This is a genomic window from Paenibacillus sp. NPDC055715 (assembly GCF_053617595.1).
Genome location: NZ_JBSHGA010000004.1, coordinates 165,462 through 182,200 on the forward strand (window position 1 = coordinate 165,462; position 16,739 = coordinate 182,200).

15 protein-coding genes are annotated in these 16,739 nt (G+C 48.1%); 2 read left to right on the forward strand and 13 right to left on the reverse strand.

Annotated elements, in window-relative coordinates; genetic code table 11:
• Nucleotides 1-78: 78 nt before the first annotated feature.
• Nucleotides 79-1,581: an AAA family ATPase gene (locus ACWGOO_RS09215; RefSeq protein WP_452482691.1), complete on the reverse strand. Its 1,503-nt coding sequence runs from the start codon at nucleotides 1,579-1,581 to the stop codon at nucleotides 79-81.
• A complete protein-coding gene (locus ACWGOO_RS09220; RefSeq protein ID WP_452482693.1) occupies nucleotides 1,574-2,107 on the reverse strand; it encodes a hypothetical protein in 534 nt (177 codons plus the stop codon). The genes ACWGOO_RS09215 and ACWGOO_RS09220 overlap by 8 nt, the downstream gene beginning before the upstream one ends.
• A 626-nt stretch (nucleotides 2,108-2,733) precedes the next feature.
• Here ACWGOO_RS09220 and ACWGOO_RS09225 point away from each other — a divergent pair.
• Nucleotides 2,734-3,528 carry a HipA family kinase gene (locus tag ACWGOO_RS09225; protein ID WP_452482695.1) on the forward strand — a complete coding sequence of 265 codons (795 nt, stop codon included), beginning with the start codon at nucleotides 2,734-2,736 and terminating at the stop codon, nucleotides 3,526-3,528.
• Between the two features lie 6 nt (nucleotides 3,529-3,534).
• Nucleotides 3,535-4,128, forward strand: a complete 594-nt coding sequence (locus ACWGOO_RS09230; RefSeq protein WP_452482697.1) for a serine/threonine protein kinase — start codon at nucleotides 3,535-3,537, stop codon at nucleotides 4,126-4,128.
• A gap of 267 nt (nucleotides 4,129-4,395) precedes the next feature.
• Here ACWGOO_RS09230 and ACWGOO_RS09235 read toward each other — a convergent pair whose 3' ends face one another.
• From ACWGOO_RS09235 to ACWGOO_RS09285, 11 genes are all read right to left on the reverse strand, one after another.
• Nucleotides 4,396-4,794, reverse strand: a complete 399-nt coding sequence (locus ACWGOO_RS09235; protein WP_452482699.1) for an SDR family oxidoreductase — start codon at nucleotides 4,792-4,794, stop codon at nucleotides 4,396-4,398.
• 729 nt (nucleotides 4,795-5,523) lie between these two features.
• Nucleotides 5,524-6,048 carry a cell wall elongation regulator TseB-like domain-containing protein gene (locus ACWGOO_RS09240; RefSeq protein WP_452482701.1) on the reverse strand — a complete coding sequence of 175 codons (525 nt, stop codon included), beginning with the start codon at nucleotides 6,046-6,048 and terminating at the stop codon, nucleotides 5,524-5,526.
• Between the two features lie 37 nt (nucleotides 6,049-6,085).
• A complete protein-coding gene (locus ACWGOO_RS09245; protein WP_452482703.1) occupies nucleotides 6,086-7,390 on the reverse strand; it encodes an amidohydrolase in 1,305 nt (434 codons plus the stop codon).
• Nucleotides 7,377-8,030, reverse strand: coding sequence for a redox-sensing transcriptional repressor Rex (locus ACWGOO_RS09250; RefSeq protein ID WP_452482705.1), 654 nt, complete (start codon nucleotides 8,028-8,030; stop codon nucleotides 7,377-7,379). Before ACWGOO_RS09250 ends, ACWGOO_RS09245 begins: the two co-directional genes overlap by 14 nt.
• A gap of 45 nt (nucleotides 8,031-8,075) precedes the next feature.
• Nucleotides 8,076-10,943, reverse strand: a complete 2,868-nt coding sequence (gene dinG / locus ACWGOO_RS09255; protein WP_452482707.1) for an ATP-dependent DNA helicase DinG — start codon at nucleotides 10,941-10,943, stop codon at nucleotides 8,076-8,078.
• A 156-nt stretch (nucleotides 10,944-11,099) separates the two neighbouring features.
• Nucleotides 11,100-11,747 carry a tetratricopeptide repeat protein gene (locus ACWGOO_RS09260; RefSeq protein ID WP_452482709.1) on the reverse strand — a complete coding sequence of 216 codons (648 nt, stop codon included), beginning with the start codon at nucleotides 11,745-11,747 and terminating at the stop codon, nucleotides 11,100-11,102.
• A gap of 82 nt (nucleotides 11,748-11,829) precedes the next feature.
• Complete coding sequence (gene panD / locus ACWGOO_RS09265; RefSeq protein WP_007430795.1) at nucleotides 11,830-12,213, reverse strand: aspartate 1-decarboxylase; 384 nt, start codon at nucleotides 12,211-12,213, stop codon at nucleotides 11,830-11,832.
• On the reverse strand, nucleotides 12,206-13,144 hold the full coding sequence (panC, locus tag ACWGOO_RS09270) for a pantoate--beta-alanine ligase (RefSeq protein WP_452482711.1): 939 nt from the start codon (nucleotides 13,142-13,144) through the stop codon (nucleotides 12,206-12,208). Before panC ends, panD begins: the two co-directional genes overlap by 8 nt.
• 35 nt (nucleotides 13,145-13,179) lie before the next feature.
• Nucleotides 13,180-14,061 carry a 3-methyl-2-oxobutanoate hydroxymethyltransferase gene (gene panB, locus ACWGOO_RS09275; protein WP_452482713.1) on the reverse strand — a complete coding sequence of 294 codons (882 nt, stop codon included), beginning with the start codon at nucleotides 14,059-14,061 and terminating at the stop codon, nucleotides 13,180-13,182.
• A gap of 342 nt (nucleotides 14,062-14,403) precedes the next feature.
• Nucleotides 14,404-15,378 carry a biotin--[acetyl-CoA-carboxylase] ligase gene (locus ACWGOO_RS09280; RefSeq protein ID WP_452482715.1) on the reverse strand — a complete coding sequence of 325 codons (975 nt, stop codon included), beginning with the start codon at nucleotides 15,376-15,378 and terminating at the stop codon, nucleotides 14,404-14,406.
• Complete coding sequence (locus ACWGOO_RS09285) at nucleotides 15,371-16,693, reverse strand: CCA tRNA nucleotidyltransferase (protein WP_452482717.1); 1,323 nt, start codon at nucleotides 16,691-16,693, stop codon at nucleotides 15,371-15,373. The genes ACWGOO_RS09280 and ACWGOO_RS09285 overlap by 8 nt, the downstream gene beginning before the upstream one ends.
• Between the last annotated feature and the right edge of the window lie 46 nt (nucleotides 16,694-16,739).

Here is a 16,739-nt window from a genome sequence, read left to right on the forward strand (position 1 = left end):
AAAATACATGTTTATGTCCCAAAAGATAATAATATATTAGCACGGATTAAAAGTAAAAAAAATAACCAGCATAAAAAATTATGCTGGTAATAAAGCATTTTCACTAAATTGACATCTAAATTGATCCCCGGACAGGGTTTCTTCCTTCATAAGGATGTCAAGAGAGTTGTCGAACACTGGACGATGCTTTTCGAGCAAATCCAAAGTACGGTTATGCAGGTCGTCCATAATCTCACCATTTTCCCGCATGAGCTCTTCTTTCGTTACCATTTCCATGTTCATAATGCCGAGTGAAGTCAAACCGGAAGTCATCATCGTATGAACAATGTTCAGCGCCTGCTCAAAATCGTTACTAGAGCCTGTACTGCGACCGCCATAGTACATCTCTTCCGCCGTAGCCCCTGCGAGCGAGATCATGATCTGCTCCTCCAGGAACTGCTTGGTATACAAATAATGCTCTTGCTGTGGATTGTGCCGCACATAGCCGAGCGCTTTCCCACGCGGGCTGAGCGCTACCTGGCTGACACTGCCCGGACGAACGATTTCAGCCATAATAGCATGTCCTAGTTCATGAATCGCTACACGTTTTTTCTCTTCCAGCGTTGATTCACGATCCGTTTTCTCACCCATCATCACCTTGTCAATCGCCATCGACAGATGCTTTTGCGCAATCATTTCCTGTTCCTGTCTCATCGCATAGATTGCCGCTTCGTTCATGACACTTTCCAGCTGTGCACCGGAAAACCCGTAGGATTCCTCAGCAATTTTGTCCAGATTCGCATCTTCCTGAATCGGTTTGTTTTTAGCATGGATTTTAAGAATATGAAGACGGCCCTTCTTGTCAGGCAAGTCCACTTGAATATGACGGTCAAAACGCCCTGGACGCGTTAAGGCGCTGTCCAGCATTTCTTTACGGTTTGTTGCCGCAATGATCAAAATGCGCGGAGTATCTGCCGAATAAATGCCATCCATTTCTGTCAGCAACTGATTCAAAGTCTGATCATATTCACGTTGCTGTCCACCCTCACGCTTACCGCCAATCACGTCGATCTCGTCAATAAAAACAATCGCATTTTCCTTCTTTTCCTTGGCTGCACGAGTACGGGCCTCCCGAAACAACTCACGGACACGACCTGCACCAACACCCACGTACATTTCAACAAATTCACTACCTGAGGCGGCAACAAATACAGAATTGGTATAGTGTGCCGCTGCCTTCGCCATCAGCGTTTTTCCTGTTCCCGGAGGGCCTGTAAGCAAAACGCCTTTTAATGGACGGATACCAAACTTGGAAATTTCATCATGCCGATTCAAAAAATCCAGCGCTTCGCGCAGCTCCTGCTTCGCGCTTTCTTGCCCGCCGATTTCCTCAAAAGTCAGTTTGTCCGGGCCATTCTTTTTACGTTTACGTTCTTGCCCAGCTCCTACAGCCAAGCCTCCACGTGCATGCATGAGCATTAACAAGCCGCTGAGCATCACGCCTGCAATAAGAAGGGGGACAATATTCACCCCGATAAAAACGAGAAATATAATGGTTACCGGCACAATGCCGATTAGTACTTCCTTGATCCATCTAGGCATTAGGCCATACCCCCATTTGCTGAGATTGACGTGGCAAAACGATAAACTTGGTCGCTTTACCTTCACTGAGTCGGATATAGACGTTGTTAGAATCCATATCGGTATCGGCCTTGATACCGGCTTTTTTCTTTTTCATCTGCTCGACGGTAGATGGAATTTGGGTGTATTTTTTATTTTCCATCGCTTCCGCTACCGGAAACATCGCCTCAGACCACCACTGGTTCAACGCTGGATTGGAATGATCGGCAATGTCCAGCTTAACTGTACGGCTGCCGATGATGGACTGTCCTTTTTGCTTAACTACATTGACCAGTCCGGCCACATCTGCCTGCGGTTTGAGATCCAGATTCAAAACAACCTGATCCGGTTTAATATCTATTTGAGCGCTTGTCACGCCGGGATATTGAGAAACCAGTTTTTCCAGAGGACTTTGCATTGTAACCTGACGGTAAATGAACCATCCTCCAAACAGCAGCGATGCTGCTAGAACCGCCGCAACAACGATAGGAACTGCACGCAATTTCAAATAACATCCTCCTCTCAAAATGTAAAACCCAGCAGAAACGGAATGAATGTCAACAAATAAAACAGACTGCATGATCTACAGTGATCCGCAAGTCTTTTTCTATCATTTTTGTCTATCACTTATAAAATATAGTATATCATAACGTATATCTAATATCGAAGGCAATGTGTGGGTGAGTTGTGGTTGGGCAAAATGTTTGGTTATGGTGGTGGGAGATGCTCCGTGAATAATTTGATCTTACGATCGCTGTTGCCAGCCATAAAGATGAATTTGCTTTAGGAGAGTGGTTAGTTTCTTAGGAAAATAAAGTATGAGACTGAATATGCAAAGTCCACGCGGCTTTTCATATTACAAAACCGCCAGAATTCGATTACCACTGATAAAAAAGCTTACACATTCATCAATTCAATTCTGTCCGTTGATTCAATGATCACAGCGGGAACAATATAACCTTGTCAAGCCGATATCTACGATAATTTAACTACCGAATTGTTTTCGTAAAAACAAGGATAGAATTGGGTTGAAGCGGCTCTTCTTCTTCAATAGGATCATATCTATACCAAAACTCACTGAGGGACATACGCTAGACTAGAACCAAATAGTCCCATTTTGGAGGAGGCAGGATCATGATTCAGGCCGTCAACTATATTAAACCACTTATTGGATGGAGTTTGCCTCACTTGATGGAATGCAGCGATGGTCATTTATATGTAGTCAAACTGTCAAGCAATCCTCAGGGAGTTCGGGCTCTTGCGAATGAGATGATATCCTGCTGGATAGCAAAGCGATTAAATCTCCCTGTTCCCGATAGTCACGTTATCTACATTCACGACACTTTAAGGATTCAATACTTAAACCTAGGGTACAATCTAGGACATGGTCCTCATTTTGGTAGTCGATATGTTCCTGATTGTACGAACCAACCTACAGATGTAGAACTTGCCGGTTGTATTAACATTACTCAGGCCGCTGATATGATTGCATTTGACTACTGGTTGGATAACAATGACCGTTTTTTGTGGCAAGAATCTGGCCAAAATATCTTGGTCTCTAGGGGGGAGTTTCCAAAACTGTGGATGATTGATAATGCCAATATATTCAGTGGACCAAACTGGACGGTGCAGTCGATGTTAAATTCAGTTTCTACGCATCGCATGTTTTGGGGATCTTTGTATGCTAAATTTGTTCCCTTTTTGGATGGTCCCAATCCATTTGGAAAAGCAATGGCTAATATCACAGCACTACCTATAGGCGATCTGCTTGAAGTTATGGCTGTAATGCCAATTGAATGGGGGGTTACTCATGAGGAAATCGCAGCAGTCTCGTATGCTTTAAATAGCCGCAATAGGAATCTCCCCTATTGGCTGAGTCTCCTGCAAGCTAATTTTCCAGTGTGGAAAAGTCATTTCGGAGGGGTGTGATAAAGTATGACAGTCTTCAATATCCAGGTGTACCCTGGCGTTCATCGGCCTGATTCTCCCTATGAGGTACAGTGGTGCAATCCGGCAGGCTTACCCTTTCTTGGGGCAGGCGCACAAGGTGCAGTTTTTCAGCTATCGACAACTACTTGTGTCAAGGTTTATGCTAATGAGTTCGATACTCAGCAGGAGGCTGACTCCCTCCTTAGGGCCTCCTCCGCATCGTTTGTTCCCCAAGTTTACGAGGTCGGTCAAAACTATATCATAATGGAATTTATTCGAGGACAAGGCATTAAAGCGTTTCTTTCTGTCCAGCAATCATTTCCTTCTTTTCTTGCTAAAGGATTGTTAACGATACTTTATGAAATGAAACGAGTTGGATTTACTAGGATTGATACTGCATTGCGCCATGTATACGTTACGCCCGAGGAACAGATCAAGGTGATTGACCATGTGAATTCGTATAAGACAGTCCAACCATATCCGGCAAGAATGCTAAATAGTCTTGCGAATATAGGTTATTTAGCCCCTTTTATTCACTATGTCAAGAGGGAAGACCCAGCGATATACACTGAGTGGAATCAAGCATCTATTATTCCTTAGGATCGAATTGACAATTCAGGACTTATCTTCAGTATTTAAGATGAAAGATTATTTCCAAGCCGAATTTTTATACCGTCCTTGAAGTTTTTATTCCAACACTTTATTTTTCAGTCTAAGTCTTTATTTCCACATAACAGTTAGTTAAGTAGGTAAGAAAAGGCGCTTCGCTGGCTTACAGCCAAGCTCGCGGGGTTGCTAGTTAAAAAGACGCAAATACGAACTTCATCGTATTTACGTCTTTTTTATTTATTTTGATTTTTTAGTCTATTACAGGAACATCATCCCGCCGTCGACCAGAGGAGATTGTCCTGTCATGTAATCGGAATCCGGGCCTGCCAGGAAGGATACAAAGGCGGATACGTCTTCCGGTGTAGAGAGACGGCCAAGAGCAATTTTACTGCCGAATTCTTTGGTTGCATCGCCTGTAGCTTCGCCTTTAGATGCCGTAGCCGCAAAAACCTGATCCCGGTTGGAAACATCGACTTTAAGCGCAAGCGAGCGCCCTCCTGCTTTTGTGATCTCACCAGCAACACTTTGGGCCGTTTCTTCATTCAAATCCACGACTGCCACTGCGAAGCCATCTTGACTGAGGCGTAAAGCAATAGCCCGTCCAATCCCTTGACCTCCACCCGTTACTAATGCAACTTTCCCATCCACTTTACCCATGTTCATGAATCTCCTTTTTGTATAAGTAGTCATGATAACATAGCCACAAAATTATGGGTTACGTTAGTCTGCACCTACAATTAAACCATTTTAAGGAGAAAATTATTATAATCTATGTAATAGACTTCATATTTAACCTGTTTAAAGGAAATTCAAGTAATATAAGCTGAGCTTGAAAGATACATGTGGAGCCACTGCGCAGGCGGATGGTGCTTCCTATCGCTTCCGCCTACTCCGTTTTTATGCACATCTATGATAAACAATACTCAAACAAAAAAATAAACAGACGTAAATACGAAAATAATCGCATTTGCGTCTGTTTAGTCTCACATTCAATTCGAACCGCACATTCTTTCAGGAATACAGTCATTCGAGAATTGCTTATTGAATAGCGATCTAAGTAAAAAATCAGTTCTCTAATTCTTACAAAACTGAAATAGGCTTGGGGTGCTAATTCAAGAGACAAGCGCAGCGGCGTCCGTGCCCCCTACCCCCACCTCCCATGAAAAGAGTGGTTTTTGGAGTGGCATTATGGCGGTTAGCCAGCGAAGTGGGCCATTTGAATCTGAAGAAGCGAAGCGTTCGCCTTTGCTATGGGATTCTTACCTTGAAATGTTTCATATAATCAAAGAATCCCGTAGCAACAGCGATCGTAAGATCAAATGGACTACGCAGCGTTCTGGCGCTCCTAACACTCTCAAACCACCATCAACCACTCCCCACACCAGCTCAGTTATTGGGCAAAGTATACTTTACCCCCACCGATCCCCCATCCGAGAAGCGATAAAAGGTATAGTAATGATGACTGCCGTCGTCGTAAAACAGCTGCCACACATATTGACCGTTAAATACACTTGGCTGAAGACTCACAATATCTACACCCGGAAGCTGCTGCTGGATCATCGCCGTCATTTTTTGCTCGTCGACTCCGTTTTTCAGTAGCTCGGTATGAACACCGCTAGTATCTGCGACAGGTACATTCGGTTGCCCCTCTACTTTTTGAAAAGGGACCCACACTATTATGTTTTCATTCTGAGCGTTTTTCCCCTGAACTACCCAATATACTTGATTCCACACAGACTTCCACGTCTGCGTCGTACTAACCAGACCACCCGATTGCTTGGCCTTTACGATAGCGGCATTTCTCTCAGTCACCTGGTCTTGAGTAACGTAGGAATAATACCAGAAAATGCTGACCAGGATCAGTATGACGGCCAGAATAGCGACGGCTATCCATTTTTTCTTATTTTTCAAACCTGTGCTTCCTCTCTAAGGGGATGTGACACCTGAATTAGCGCGACAGCAGCCCTTCAAAGGCGGCTTGTGCCTCATGCTTGATACGTTCCTCATCCATAGTCAGGCACTCACCGTTTTTCACAACCTGACGACCGTCTACCCATACATGAGCCACGTCTTTGGCGCTTGCAGAGTATACGGCATGAGATATGAGATCCGTACGCGGCAAGAAATGCGCCTGATTCAGATCGAGCGCGATAAAGTCAGCCTTGTTGCCTGCTGCCAGCGCTCCTACCTCTTTCAAGCCAATCGACTTCGCTCCATACTCCGTTGCCAGGCGCAACGCCTCACCCGCAGGAACTGCGGTGGGGTCGCCCGATACTCCCTTGTGAATGAGCGCTGCCAGACGCATTTCTTCAAACATATCCAGGTTATTGTTACTAGCGGGACCGTCTGTTCCGAGAGAGACAGTAACGCCTGCACGCAGCAGGTCGGGCACTCTGGCCACACCACTTGCCAGCTTCAAGTTGCTGCCCGGATTATGTGAAACCGCTACACCACGTTCAGCCAGCAAAGCTATTTCTTCGTCATTCAAATGAACGCCATGGGCAACAAGCGATGGACGGGAGAAAAAGCCCAGCTTATCCAAATGTGCAACCGGACGTAAGCCGTAGTCGCGTACGTTTTGTTCTACTTCGGCAATGGTTTCGGACATATGCGTATGCAACGGTAAGTCCAGATCATGCGCTGCCTGTACGAATTTTTCGATAAACGCAGGCGGGCACGTATACGGCGCATGCGGAGACATCATGGTCGTAATGCGACCGTCTGCTTTTCCATGCCAATTACGCGCAAAGGTCACAGCCTCAGCCAGCTTGATCCGCTGCTCTTCCTCCGAACACAGTCCAATCGCTCCACGCATCAGACTGGCACGAATGCCAGACTCTTCAGCTACACGAGCTACCTCGTCCATATGATCGTACATGTCCAGGAAGGTTGTTGTACCGCCTTTCAACATTTCCAGCACGGACAAGGACGTACCCCAGTACACATCCTTAGACGTAAATTTTGCTTCCATAGGCCACATTTTTTCCTGAAGCCATACTTGAAGAGCCAAATCGTCCCCATACCCACGCAATAGAGACATCGCCGCATGGCCATGTGTATTGATTAGCCCAGGTAAAAACAGCAACCCGTTACCGTCAATCGCTTCTGTCTCTTCATCACCCGCAGGCAGAGTTTCGCCAATGTAAGTGATGCGGCTGTCCTCTACGATCATATAGCCGCGGATTACCCCGGTCTCTGTTCTATTCACGGCAAAAGAACCGTTTTTAATCATCCATTTATTATTTGCTGTCATGTTGCGTACCTTCCTTTCGGTCCTCTAAATAATAAGCGAGGCTTAACAAATCCGTTGTAAAGTCTGTGGCATGTACCCGGATGCTCGCAGGTGTCTTGAGAATGGTGGGTGCAAAATTCAAGATCGCTCCAATGCCATTCTTAATAAGCTTGTCAGCCACATGCTGTGCTTCAAAATCCGGTACGGTAATAATCCCGATCCGAATGTTTTGTTCCTTCACAGTCGCTTCCAGTTCATCCATCGGCTGTACGACCAGCGTATTGATCCTGGTTCCGACTTTATCTGGAACCGCATCAAATACCGCTACAATTTTCATATTGTCTTTTAAATAAGCATTATAATTCGAAAGGGCTTGCCCCAGATTACCTGCTCCGACCAATACCACGTTAATTTGCTGGTCGATTTTCAGGATATGGCGTATTTTCTCGATAAGATAAGTAACGTCATAGCCGATACCCTTACGGCCAAAATCTCCAAAATACGCGAGATCTTTACGGATTTGAGCCGGATTCAGATCCAGTCTCTGTCCCAGCTCCTGGGAAGAGACCGTAGCCACTTCCCGTTTGTACAGTGTATTCAGATAACGTAAATATACGGGTAACCTCCGTACGACAGCCTCTGAAATTTTATCTGATTTCATACTTGCTCCCCCTAATTGTAACAGACATGTTTAGATGTCCGTCCGTTATGCATCTGTCCCCGGGGCGGATTGAAGCCATTCGGCGATGCGGGGCACCATTTGCTCCGTCGGCATATGCTCCATTTTTGGTCCCGGTAACGAGTACAAAAAGTGCTTTCCGTAATAAGATTCGATCACACGCGTATCGTAAACGATAACGACTCCGTGGTCGCTCGCCGTACGTACCAAACGTCCAAATCCCTGTTTGAAGCGAATGACAGCCTGTGGAACAGACAGCTTCATAAAAGGATTTTTCTTCTGCTGCTGGAGCAGCTCACTTTTAGCCTCCAGCAGCGGGTGATTTGGCGGTTGGAACGGCAAGCGGACGATGGCCAGACACGTCAACGCCTTGCCCGGAATATCGACGCCTTCCCAGAAGCTGCTGGTTCCCAGCAACACAGAAGCTTTGGCTTCCTGAAAACGTCGGGTCAGCTTGCTGCGGCTCCCACTGTCCACGCCCTGCCCCAGCACGGTGATGTCACTGGAAGACAGCGCTTCCTTGAGCGGCTCATACACCTGCCGAAGCATACGGTAGGAGGTAAAGAGAACGAGCATCCTCCCCCGCGTCGCTTGAGCAGTCGCGCCTAGCGAGCTGACGAGCATATTTACAAAATGCTCGTCTCCCACACTGCCCTTCACGCTCGGAAAATCCCTTGGGATGACTAACAGCACCTGATCCCTGTAGTTGAAGGGTGACGGAAGCTGCGTAGTCATCAGCCGCCCTTGATCTACGGCCTCCTGCAAGCCGAGTTGATCGGTCATGTACTGAAACGACTTATCCACCGACAAGGTAGCAGACGTCAGAATAATGCTTCTTTTTTTATCAAAAAACATTTCTTTCAGCTGGCGGCTCACATCGACGGGCACCGCATAAAATTGCAGCGACTTGCTGCGGAATTGCCCGCTCGCTTCGAGCCAGTATACGGTCGTTTCATCATCCAGCCGCATGAAAAAGTGCAAGCTTTCCCTAATACCTGCCAAATCCTTGAGCAGTCCCGTAATATCCGTAATGAGGCTGTCAGCCGCATAATCGTCATGCTCTTCCTTCACGTCGAGCATCAGCTTGTCGCCCTTGCGCAAAATTTCGCTCATCGTTACATAAAGCTGATTTTCCAGCGCAGCCGCCTGATCCCACTTGGCAGGCTTGGCCGACGGCTTGAGACGGGAAGAAAACTGCCCTGTTTCGCCCGGTGTCGCATCACTTCGCTCCGGCAGCATGCCAAACAGCTTGTCGCTCAGCAAATCCCAAGTCTCCTTGACTTCCAGCACGAGCGGATACAGCTGATCGATGGTAGAGGCCCATTCCGTCGATTTCTCATGCCCCGACTTTGCCAACTGCTGACGCAGCGAAGGCAATTGGCCGTTCTTACTGTCCTTGAACAACCGGGTCAGCGTATGCACGAGTGTAAAATATTTCATATGCATTCCTAGGTGCTTACCAGCGACTTCCTCCAAATGATGCGCTTCATCAATCACCAGATGCTCATAGCTCGGCAACAGCTGATGACTTGCTTTTACGTCCGTGAACAGTTTGGAATGATTCGTAACGACTACATCGGCTATTCCCGCCTCATGGCGCGCACGATGATAAAAGCATTTGCGGAACCATGGACATGAACGACCAAGACAGGACTCGGAATCACTGGCCACCGTTTCCCAGAAATCTCCACCACGATTGCTCAGATTCAGTTCTTCATCATCGCCGGTTTCCGTCAACGTCAGCCAGACGATCATCTGGGCCGCTGTTATTAAATCTTCCTTCGGCGTTGCGAAGTCTCTTCTGTTTATTTTATGTTCAAACTTACGCAGACACAAATAATGTCCTCGGCCCTTAAAAATCGCAGCCCGGAACGGGAACGGGATCACCTTGGTCAGCATCGGAATATCACGCTCGCGTAATTGCTCCTGCAGGTTAATCGTATGCGTACTTACCATGACTCGCTGTCCATTTTTCACACTGTGATACAGCGATGGGAGCAAATAACCGAGGGACTTGCCTGTCCCCGTACCCGCCTCGATCAACAGGTGCTTATCTTCACTCAGCGCCTGATTCACACCCTCAATCATTTGCGTCTGCGCTTCGCGCTCCTCATATTGGCTCAAGGATGAACGCAAATTGTCTTGCACATCATTCATGTATTCCTCAAATGAAAAATCTTCCAGCGGATTGGGGTCATCCTCTCTGCGAGGGGCATTTAGCTCCGTCCAATCCTCTACCTTCAGTGCAAGCTGACGAAAAAACTGATGACCCTCCAAATCCTGAATCGGAGCATGCTCTTTGTCTTCACGTACCCCGTCCAAAAACCACCCGAGGTCACTGTCTTCCTCTGCGAACAAATCACTGAGCCGCTGTATCGTAATCAAAGGCAGCGCGTGAAGCTCATTGAGGCATTTTAAAAACACCTCAGCCGTAGCCAACGCGTCACTGTCCGCTTGATGGGGTCGGTCATGCGCCAGCCCAAACTCAGAAGAAACAAAACCCAGCTGATAGGAAGATAGCGATGGAAACATGATTTTCAGAAAATCCATTGTATCCAAAATTCTACCGGCAAACGGCAAGTATCCACACTGATCCAAAGCGTTTTGCAAAAAATTAAAATCAAACGCCACATTATGACCGACCAGCACGACATCGTCCAGCATAGGCACAAGCTCCATCATCATCTCTTCAAGTGCAGGAGCATCCTTGACGTCATCGTCTGTAATCCCAGTCAACCCGGTAATAAAAGGCGGAATGGATCTGCCAGGGTTCACATAAGAACCGTAAACACGGGAAATGCTGTTATCATGATCTATAATTGCAAGTCCGACTTGAATGATGTCATCCGCGGACTGGGTGCCTGTCGTTTCAAAATCCAATACCGCAAATTTCATTTCGGGCTTAATCCTTTCTTTTGACACATACAAAAATAATAACTCTGTAACAGCATATCAGAAGATCGCCTGTTTGGAAATTAAGAAAGCCAAAAAAGACGATGCACGCGCCGCCTGGGTAGGTGGGCAAGCATCGTCTCGCTCGGTGTCTGACAACTACAGCCAAGTCATCATGGAGTTGTCGTACCGAAGCATTCCGGCACCGGACAAACAGGCTTCCATATTGTGCAGCGGCTCGGGCAACGCAGGATCGAACTGATGCGCGAGAGTAAAACATTTTTGCGCCTCCTCTACATCAGCCTGCTTAGCCATAAGACAGCCCAGCGCATTATAGATGACCGCTTTCAGCCCGGGCTGGTCTGTCAGGTGCAGCACCTTCTGAAAATGGCTCACAGCCTCCGCTGTATTCTCCAATTGAAAATACGCCATCCCCATATACATACGGCTCTGCCAGCTGTCCGGGAAATGCTGTAGCACCTGTTCAAACTGACGGATGGCCTCAGGATACATAAGCAGTCGGTAATACCCTTGACCCCGAGTAAAGGCTGGCAGTTCCTTTTCAGGCAGTTCCTTTTCAGATAGCCCCGGGTCAGACATACCGGACTCTGCGGAAAAACCAGCAGCCCGCAGGCGAACCATTTTTTCCTCAAAGGCCAGCCATTCATCCATAATTCCATCACTCATTCTCCGCAGCAAACTCCAGTGCTGTAGCAACTCCTGCCTGCGGGAGCCCTGGGCTGATGGGTAATGCTTCACGATATCATCTAACATGCTGTTCATTTCTGCGAATACATGCTGGAACATGTGCATCCCGCCCTTACGAAAGATGGATTAATACATTCACATTTTTCACTTAAAGGACGGGTTTCATCCGGACTCCCATTCATTACATGATCGTGGCGTGTACTTCCTTGTTCGCCGTCTGGGCCGGTTTATTATGTTCATCGACGAATACCACGGTCGGTTTGTATGTTTTGGCCTCTTCATTCGACATGGAAGCGTAGGAAATAATAATGACCGTATCACCAGGCTGAACCAGACGTGCTGCTGCGCCGTTAAGACAAATCACGCCGCTACCGCGCGGTCCGGGGATAACGTAAGTTTCCAGACGGGCTCCATTGTTATTGTTCACAATTTGAACCTTTTCATTCTCCAGCAGATCAGAAGTCTCCATCAGATCCTCATCAATGGTAATACTGCCCACATAGTTGAGGTTGGCTTCGGTAACCGTCGCCCGGTGAATTTTGGATTTCATCATCGTTCTAAACATGGGAAAGCACCTCCGCCTTCTGTATTCTCATATTATCAATCAGTCGAGTATTCCCAAACTTTACAGCCAGCGCTACAATGATGTCTTCTTCAACATCACTTAGTCGCTGCTCGGGAAGAAGGGGCTTCAGACTTGGAAAGGTTAAGATTTCAATGTAGTCAATATCTGCCAAAGGTGAAGAAGTAATGGTGGACTCCACCATTTGGTATAACTGACGGATCGTAAACGTGTTCTGCACAACATCTTCGCTCACTTCACGCACCTTGCGCAGTGACTGTGAAAGTACCAACGCCTGCTCCCTCTGTTCCGCACTCAAATACACATTACGCGAGCTGAGGGCCAAACCGTCGGCCTCTCTCACGATAGGACAAGGGACGATGGTGACATTCATATTGAGATCGGTCACCATCTGCTGGAGCACCGCTACCTGCTGCGCGTCCTTCATACCGAATAAGGCCAGATCAGGCCCTACCATATTAAAAAGCTTGGCAACTACGGTAGTCACACCATCAAAATGTCCTGGACGGGAAGCACCACATAACCGATCCGTCAAAGCGGATACGCGTATTTTCGTACGGGTTGGCTGTGGATACATTTCTGCTACAGTTGGCAAAAATACGATATCCACGCCTTCGCGCCGCGCCACCTCCAAATCACGCGCTTCATCGCGAGGGTAGCTGTCGAGATCTTCGTTAGGCCCGAATTGAATCGGGTTTACAAAAATGCTGAGTACCACCGTATCTGCCATTTCACGCGCCTTGTGCATCAAGCTGGCATGGCCTTCATGCAAAAACCCCATCGTTGGCACAAAGCCGACTGTATGTTGTCGTATAGCAGCGGAACCGTGTTCCGCTTTTGCTCCATCTGCGCCGAGCTGCCGGCGTTCAGCAATGGCCTGCCGCAGCTGAGCCACTTCTCTTACGATAATCATGACCGGAATTCCACCTTTTCCTTAGCTTGTTTCTCTTATTTCTCTTGTTCCTGCACTTGCTGCCCTTTCTTGTGGCCGTAGAGAGCCTCTACAACACTGTCGTCGGCGCTAAACACATGCTCTTCAGCCGGGAAGGCTCGTCCCTTCACATCGCTCACATACTGCTCAATGCTGCTACGGATCAAGCCGCCGACATCGGCATAGGTTTTGACAAAACGTTTGCTGGAATAAGGCGATGCATATTGAATCAGATCGTGATAAACAAGCACCTGACCGTCACATCCGCGCCCTGCGCCAATTCCGATAGTCGGAATGGATAGTTCTTTGGAAATAGCCGCTGCCACTTCCTCAGTCACCAACTCCAGCACGATGCCAAAGGCACCCGCCTGCTCCAGCGCCTTGGCGTCTGCCATTAGCCGCCGTGCATCCGCTTCATCCTTGCCTTGAATGCGGTAGCCGCCAAGCTGATTGACCGACTGCGGTGTAAGGCCGATGTGACCCAACACGGGTACACCTGCCTGAACAGTCGCTTTTATGACGTCGGCAATTTCTGCGCCGCCCTCCAATTTGACAGCATGCGCATGTCCTTCCTGCATCAGACGACGGATGCCCTGAAGGCTTTCCGATACACTGCCGTGATATGTCATAAATGGCATGTCCGCTACAATAAACGTATGCTCCGCGCCTCTGGCTACCGCTCGGGAATGATACACGATATCATCCAGTGTTACGGGAATGGTCGAATCATAGCCGAGAACGACGTTGCCCAGCGAGTCGCCCACGAGAATCATGTCAATTCCCGCTTCCTCGGCTATTTTAGCCGATGGATAATCGTAGGCGGTCAGCATACTGAGCGGAACGCCCTCCTGCTTCATTTTTTTCATTTTCACAATGTTCAGTGCGCGCTTTCCTGCCATGGTAAATGGCTCCCTTCCATCTTTTTTTGGCACAAAAAATAACCTTTTATGAACGCCTGTACATCTGCGTCATCAAAAGGTCCGAACAGCCAAAAAAGACACTCATTTTGAGATCGTCCCTTCTGTCTCGGTCCTGTTCGGCTCAGAGCAGAATCCAACGTAACCTTCAAATGAAGTTATGATGGTCTAACTTGCTTGCAATGGTGAGCATGTGCCCAGAGTGCAGCTCGGACCGTCCGATGCCGCCTCCTGCACAGTATAACAAAAAACATCAGCTTTTTCACGTGAAGTTTTACATAGAAAAAGAACAATTTCGATTGCTATGCACGGCTAGGGTCACACCTACAATTGTACATCACCGGAAACGACCTGTATTCGCTCTCCCTGCTCCGTTTCAACCACTAACGCACCGGAAGGGTCCAAACCGATGGCTGTACCTTCTACCACTTTCCCTTGTCCCGTATGTACCTGCACGAAGCGGTTCATCGTCACAGATAGCGCCTCCCACAGCATAGCTACAGGCTGAAAGCCCTGATCCTCATACAGCGCACATAGTTGCTCCATCTCTTCCAGCACAGCGGCAATCAGTGCAATACGGTCAATTTCGCGACCAGCCTCTATTTTCAGGGATGTCCCCAACCATGACAGCTCTTCCGGGTAATCCTCTGTATTTAAATTAACATCAATGCCGATACCTGCAATACAGTAGCGGACCCGCTGATCCTCTGTTGCAGATTCCAGCAGAATACCGCACACTTTGCGACCATGAACAAGTAGATCATTCGGCCACTTGATGCCAGCTTCCACACCCGTCAACCGACGAATGGCTCTGCATATCGCTACGCCTGTAAGCAGCGTCAACTGCGGAGTAAAGGCTAAGGGCTGTTTCGGACGCAACACAATGCTCATCCAGATGCCTTTGCCCCGAGGTGAAAACCACTTTCGGCCCAAGCGTCCCCGGCCTGCCGTCTGTTCCTCCGCCAGCACTACTGTCCCCTGCGACGCACCCTCTTCTGCTAGACGCATAGCATCCTGCTGGGTAGAGGCCGTCGAGTCCAACACAACTATACGTTGCCCAAACGATTGAGTATTTAGTATATATGCCAGTTTGGAGACTTCCAGCCGGTCAGGTCGGGACACAATCCGATACCCCCTACGCGAGGAAGCTTCAATATTGTAGCCCAACTCACGCAGCTTGTTGATCTGCTTCCATACGGCTGTGCGGCTGACCAAGAGGCGACGGCTGATTTCCTCCCCGGATACGTAATCGGATGAATCTTCCTCCAATATGCCTAACAGTCTTTCATGATTATTCACTACTCATCACCCGTTTCGCTTCTTGAAGCAATGCTTCTGTTTCATTTGGAATATCTCCGCAGGCGGCAACCAGCAAAAGTCGTTCCATTGTCTGGCCCAGCCAAGGACCACCCGGTCGATTCATCGCCTGAACCAGTTCATTTCCAGTAATATTTAAATCTTTGATACGGACGACTGCAGCTTGCTTCGTCCACGCTTCTGCCAGTTCAGCCATTCTCGCTACATGCTTTTCTGCCCGTGTCGGTAATTCGCGGAACGAAGCAGGCAGTGTCTTGTAAAGCACAAGCCAGTCTAACGAGGTATCCCGTCCCCATTTAATTAACAGTCGAATCCAGCTACGGCGTAACGCCTCATCGTTGATTCCTTCACCTTCCCCCGAAGTGGAACTGTCTGCTATCGCAACAGCACTGTCCGTTAACTCGCGCTCCCATTCCAACAAATGCACCAAACGTAAGCGTGCAGCGTTGGAGAAAGTCCATGCTCTTAACAGCTCGTCCGCTGCCTTTGAGGTAAGTCTGCAAGACAGCAACAGCAAACCCCACCGCAGTTCTTCCGGAAGTTGTACCATTCCACTGAGTGCTTGTGCTTCGCATTGTTCCCAGGGAAACGGAACCTTCGTACACGAGAGCAAGCCGCTTCGACCCAGCATTTCCAGTCCACGCAAAGGGTCCGGTCCGGCCAGCATCTTTTCCAGCTCAACCCGCACACGTTCCATCGCAATGTAACGAAGTCCCTCTTTACGACGGATCATGCCTCTCCATGTGTTGTAGGCTATACGGAACCGGAATACGGAGGCAAAACGAATGCAACGTAGCATTCGCAGCCCATCCTCCTCAAATCGTTCCTCCGCCCTTCCTACACAACGAACAATAGCGATACGCAAATCGGCTTCCCCTCCGAACGGGTCCACCATTTTCCCATGCTCATCCATGGCAATCGCGTTCATGGTGAAATCCCGCCGCATCAGGTCTTCGCGGATGTCCTTCACGAAAGCGACTTCTGTCGGACGGCGATGGTCAGCATAACCGCTTTCTGTCCGAAAAGTAGTCACCTCGAACGGATGCCCACCGTGCATCACTGTAACCGTCCCATGCTGAATCCCAGTCGGAATTACATGGGGGAACAGTGTTATGACCTGTTCAGGTTCAGCCGATGTGGTCATATCCATATCATGAATAGCGCGGCCTAATAGTTCATCCCGCACACAACCGCCGACCCAGTAAGCCTCGTAGCCGGCTGTGGTTAGTGTATGTATGACTTCCTTGCCATGAAGAGCCATATCCGGGTCAGCATATTGCCAAGTGTTTATTTTCACAGGGTTTCCCCCTTTGCTTATAAAGTTTTCAAAAGACTTATTATAC

Bases quoted from the DNA above. Each gene is read 5' to 3' on its own strand.
- panB (WP_452482713.1), bottom strand. From the start codon at position 14,061: ATGGCAGGAAAGCGCGCACTGAACATTGTGAAAATGAAAAAAATGAAG.
- ACWGOO_RS09230 (WP_452482697.1), top strand. From the start codon at position 3,535: ATGACAGTCTTCAATATCCAGGTGTACCCTGGCGTTCATCGGCCTGAT.
- dinG (WP_452482707.1), bottom strand. From the start codon at position 10,943: ATGAAATTTGCGGTATTGGATTTTGAAACGACAGGCACCCAGTCCGCG.
- ACWGOO_RS09215 (WP_452482691.1), bottom strand. From the start codon at position 1,581: ATGCCTAGATGGATCAAGGAAGTACTAATCGGCATTGTGCCGGTAACC.
- ACWGOO_RS09235 (WP_452482699.1), bottom strand. From the start codon at position 4,794: ATGGGTAAAGTGGATGGGAAAGTTGCATTAGTAACGGGTGGAGGTCAA.
- ACWGOO_RS09225 (WP_452482695.1), top strand. From the start codon at position 2,734: ATGATTCAGGCCGTCAACTATATTAAACCACTTATTGGATGGAGTTTG.
- ACWGOO_RS09245 (WP_452482703.1), bottom strand. From the start codon at position 7,390: ATGACAGCAAATAATAAATGGATGATTAAAAACGGTTCTTTTGCCGTG.
- ACWGOO_RS09260 (WP_452482709.1), bottom strand. From the start codon at position 11,747: ATGTTCCAGCATGTATTCGCAGAAATGAACAGCATGTTAGATGATATC.
- ACWGOO_RS09250 (WP_452482705.1), bottom strand. From the start codon at position 8,030: ATGAAATCAGATAAAATTTCAGAGGCTGTCGTACGGAGGTTACCCGTA.
- panC (WP_452482711.1), bottom strand. From the start codon at position 13,144: ATGATTATCGTAAGAGAAGTGGCTCAGCTGCGGCAGGCCATTGCTGAA.
- panD (WP_007430795.1), bottom strand. From the start codon at position 12,213: ATGTTTAGAACGATGATGAAATCCAAAATTCACCGGGCGACGGTTACC.